General features: G+C 41.0%; 2 protein-coding genes. One reads left to right on the forward strand and one right to left on the reverse strand.

Annotated features, from left to right (window positions below):
• Positions 1–2,161 (reverse strand): SprB repeat-containing protein (locus Q1V93_RS14270; RefSeq protein ID WP_300665597.1); only part of this gene is annotated, 2,161 nt, incomplete at its 3' end.
• Between the two features lie 790 nt (positions 2,162–2,951).
• Between Q1V93_RS14270 and rpsA the strand changes: the two genes are divergently transcribed.
• The gene (rpsA, locus tag Q1V93_RS14275; RefSeq protein ID WP_300665598.1) at positions 2,952–4,748 is read left to right on the forward strand and encodes a 30S ribosomal protein S1; all 1,797 of its coding nucleotides are present in this window, start codon (positions 2,952–2,954) and stop codon (positions 4,746–4,748) included.
• Positions 4,749–4,894 lie beyond the last annotated feature (146 nt).

A 4,894-nucleotide genomic window follows, 5' to 3' on the forward strand; every position in this document is an offset into this window, starting at 1 on the left:
TCGGTGCTCCGTTCAAACTGTATTGATATCCGGCGGTACCTCCGGAAGCTGTTACAGTAATTGATCCGTTACACGTATTGTTACAAGTTGCATTTGTTTTCACAATGGTTGCCGTAACCGGAGTTGGAGCTGTAATTGCAGTAGTGGCAGTTGCCGTACAAGTATTCGCGTCCGTTACGGTCACGGAATAAGATCCGGCACAAACACCGGAAATATTCTGAGTTGTTGCCCCGTTGTTCCATAAATAAGTATAAGGGGCCGTAGTCGTTGTTGTGAAGTTTAGCGCTACACTTCCGTTGCACGGAGTTGCACAGGATAAATTCGTCCCGACCAGGTTAATAACCGGATTCGGATTCACAACAGCGGCAATCAGGAAAGTGTCCTTACAACCTCCCGGAGTTGTATAAATAACCTGGTAAGTTCCCGTATGCGCCAAAACTGCTCCTGCTATTGTCGGATTCGCGTTAGTAGATGTAAATCCGTTCGGACCACTCCACTGATAAGTTCCTCCGGGAGTAGTCACAACTGTTGTGAAATTTAATGCTGAACCAACACAAACCGGGGTGTTTACCGTTGCGGTGATATCAGTTACCGTATAATTGATAAAGGTATTCGGAATAGATGCCAATTGCCCCGTTCCTCCATCTGTTGCGCCATTTTGTACAAACTCTGTTAAGGATGTAGACAAAGTCATCCCACTTTGGCCACCGGCAATGTTTTGTGTCGGTGAACCGGAAGTAATCGCGATAAAACCGCCGCCGCCGCCGCCGCCCGGACCTTCACTCTCATTTACAATGTTTTTCTGATCACCTCCTTTCCCTCCAAAAGCACTTAAAGTCAATGAATTCGCAACGGTTCCTTTGATAATGATCGTTCCACCACCACCACCACCGGCAGGTGCATCATTATTGGCACCTGTGCCATTCGCGATCTGGTTTACGGCTTCTCCTCCTTCCGAACGGATGCTTCCGGAACCGGTAATCGTTGGCGCAATGATGTAAACAATTCCACCACCGCTTCCTCCCGGTAAATTTGATCCGTTATTTGAGTCACCGGCTCCACCACCACCTCCGAAAAAGATTCTGGTTTCCGGAACGATTGTTAAAGGTCTTCCTCCGTAACCTCCTACCGGATCACGGTAATCTCCACCCCAACTTGAATTACTTGGCGCAACTGTCAAAGCATTTTGATTGTTTGATCCGTAGGTATATCCCCCTCGCCCACCGCCAGACGAAGTAGTTAGAACATTTCCATTCGCAATCACATAAGGATCTAAAGACCATGCTGCAGCTCCGGGACAGGTTGAACACATAATTCCTTGTCCATTCCAGGCAGTTCCGTTTAATCCGTTAGCACCACCGCCACCTCCGGCATTGTGGCCATTTCCACCACCACCTCCGTTAGCTGGAGCACCTCTGTTATATTGTCCGTTTGCATATTCTATTCCGAAACCGGCAATACTCTCTCCTTTTTCACCTCCGTCATATGAACTGGTCGATACATAAGAAGCCATCAATCCGGCACCCGCACTTGTTGTATTCTGTTCAGTTGCACCAGGTCTGAATCCGAAAGAAGTTGCGTGAATGGTCCCGTTTACAGTTACTGTTCCCAAGCAGTGAATGGCAACAACTCCTCCCTTTCTGAAACTTCCGTTTTCCTGCCACAGTATCGGCACAATAGATGCTCCGGCATTCACAGTTAAAGTCGTGTAAGAAGGAACTTTTATCAGCTGCACCCTTCCGGTAGCTGTATAATTGTTCGCAAGAGGATTTTGCAGATTCACCGTATTTCCCGTGGCAAAGGTCACATAGTTAAATTCGTACAATCCCGAGTTGTTGTACCCGGTAATTGCTCCGTAAGCATCTGAATTTGCAGTGTTGATCGAAGCTCCCTGAGCCTGGTAAATCATGACCATATCACCGCATTCCCAGTTACAGTTGCTTCCGCCTGAGTTATTAACAGTAACGGAAGTAGCTCCTGCGGTCACATTGTTTGTTACAGGGCTATAGCAATTTACCACAGTATTGAGAGCAGAAATGGTCACTGCTCCGCTCTTTCCAGGCTGTCCAAAGGAAAAATAAGAGAACATCAAGAGAACGACAGAGAGTACAAAGCGGATACGTCCCATATCCGGGTTTGCTGGTAATTTTTTCGTTTTCATCGGAGTGTATTAGTTGTTTTAATGACGCTAAAATGATTTAGTTCGGATAAGGCCAGTGAACATTTGTTGGCGTTTCTTTTTCAATTCATAATTGCAATCGAATATTAACATTTAAGAATCCAATTTCTAAGAGCAAAATTGAGTAATATTATTCAATTTATTAACTAGTTGATTCAGATTAACAAATTGTAAATAACTTATTATCAATTAGTTAAACCAAATAATGTGATATATCAATTAATTTAATTATGCTTGCATGTAATTTTTAACATTCCCATTTTTTATTTTACGTTTTAATTCACAAAAAGCGCTACAAATGTTCTCAAATTAACAATTAGGATTCCTGCCTTATTTTTATTCAAACAGAAGTGCAAATCTACGTTAATATTCTGCAAAATTCCTACACAAAAAAGAAGGATTCCTTCCCGAAAACAGAAGCAAAAACTCTTAAAACACTAACAAACAAGATATTGATCATTAAGAAAAAAATAATTTTCATTTACTCTGATTTAACACACTCATTTTGAAAAAAAACGAGCGAAAAAAGTAGTTATATTTCGATTTAGGATTTCAATATTTTAACGGTCAATCAGTTGCACAACTAAAAACTACTTAAATCTTTCCCGTAATAGTGCCTTAAATTATTCACCCAACTCTTTGTAAATAAAAGTAATAGTTGTATCTTTGCACCCGTTTTTGTTTGAAAACGTTGTAGTTTCGATTCGTACAGTTATTATTAATTTCTTTCAGGACTCACGAAACAGCCTGAAATACAAGTAGAAAAAGCCAAATGGCAAAACAAATTAGCGCGCAGGGATCTGCGGATTTTGATTGGGACGCATTAGCGTTAGACGGGTATACTTTAATTAAACGTGCAGAGCTTTCTGATGTTTATGAAAAGACCCTTACTTCAATTAACGAAAAAGAAGTAATTGAAGGTACTGTTATTGCAGTTTCAAAAAAAGAAGTAATCATTAATGTTGGTTACAAATCTGAAGGGGTTGTTCCTGCTTCAGAATTTCGTTACAACCCGGATTTAAAAGCTGGTGATGTAGTAGATGTATTCGTAGAATGCCAGGAAGACAAAAGCGGTCAGTTGGTTATCTCTCACCGTACAGCTCGTATGCACAAAGCATGGATCCGTGTGAATGAAGTGTTGCGTTCCGGTGAGGTAATCACAGGATACGTGAAATGTCGTACTAAAGGAGGTTTAATTGTTGATGTATTCGGAATCGAAGCATTCTTGCCAGGTTCTCAAATCGATGTTAAGCCAATCCGTGACTACGATGTATATGTTGGTAAAAACATGGAATTCAAAGTTGTTAAGATTAACCAGGAGTTCAGAAACGTAGTTGTTTCTCACAAAGCGTTGATCGAAGCAGAATTGGAAGAACAAAAGAAACAAATCATCTCTGGCTTAGAGAAAGGACAAGTATTGGAAGGAACTGTGAAAAACATTACTTCTTATGGTGTGTTCATCGACTTAGGTGGTGTAGATGGATTGATTCACATTACAGATTTGTCTTGGGGACGTGTTAACCACCCGGAAGAAATCGTTGAATTGGATCAAAAATTGAACGTTGTTATCTTAGACTTCGATGACGATAAGAAACGTATCGCTTTAGGTTTAAAACAATTGCAACCACATCCATGGGATGCTTTAGATGCTAACTTAGCTGTTGGTGATAAAGTTTCCGGAAAAGTTGTTGTTTTAGCTGATTACGGTGCATTCGTTGAAATCGCTCCGGGAGTTGAAGGATTGATTCACGTATCTGAAATGAGCTGGTCTCAACATTTACGTTCTGCTCAGGATTTCATGCAAGTTGGTGATACAGTTGAAGCTGTTATCCTGACTTTGGATCGTGAAGAACGTAAAATGTCTTTAGGAATTAAACAATTGATGCCGGATCCATGGTCTGCAATCGAAGCGAAATATGCAGTTGGAACGAAGCACCAGGCTAAAGTTCGTAACTTCACTAACTTCGGTGTATTCGTAGAATTGGAAGAAGGTGTTGACGGATTGATTCACATTTCTGATCTTTCCTGGCAAAAGAAAATCAAGCACCCATCTGAATTCTGTAAGGTAGGTGACGAAATGGAAGTAGTTGTATTGGAAATCGATCGTGAAAACCGTCGTATTTCTTTAGGACACAAACAATTGGAAGAAAATCCATGGGATGTGTTTGAAACAATCTTCGGAGAAGGTTCTGTCCACCAGGGTACTATTATCGAAACAAAAGATAAAGCGGGTATCGTAGCTCTTCCTTACGGTGTTGAAGGTATTTGTCCTTCTAAGCACTTACGTAAAGAAGACGGAAGCAACGCTAAAGTTGATGAGACACTTGATTTCAAAGTGATCGAATTCAACAAAGAATCTAAGAAAATTGTTGTTTCTCATACACGTACTTTCGAAGAAGGAACAGATGAGAAAACGGCAAAACCTGCAGCTGGTAAGAAAGGTGCAGCAGGAGCAGGTTCTTCTACATCTCAGGCTGTTAAAGCAATCAACCAAAGTAACGAGAAATCAACTTTAGGTGATTTGGATGCTTTAGCTGCATTGAAAGAAAAAATGGAAGGAGGAGAGTAATCTCACATTCTTTTAGAATAATGAAATCCCGTCCTGGTTAAACCAAGGCGGGATTTTTTATTTAACCACCATATTGAGGCGCGATGCATCAGGGATTAATCACAATGTGCATCCAGACTTAATGTTTACCGCAAATGCACAAATTT

It is taken from the genome of Fluviicola sp. (assembly GCF_030151805.1).
Lineage (GTDB): Bacteria > Bacteroidota > Bacteroidia > Flavobacteriales_D > Crocinitomicaceae > Fluviicola.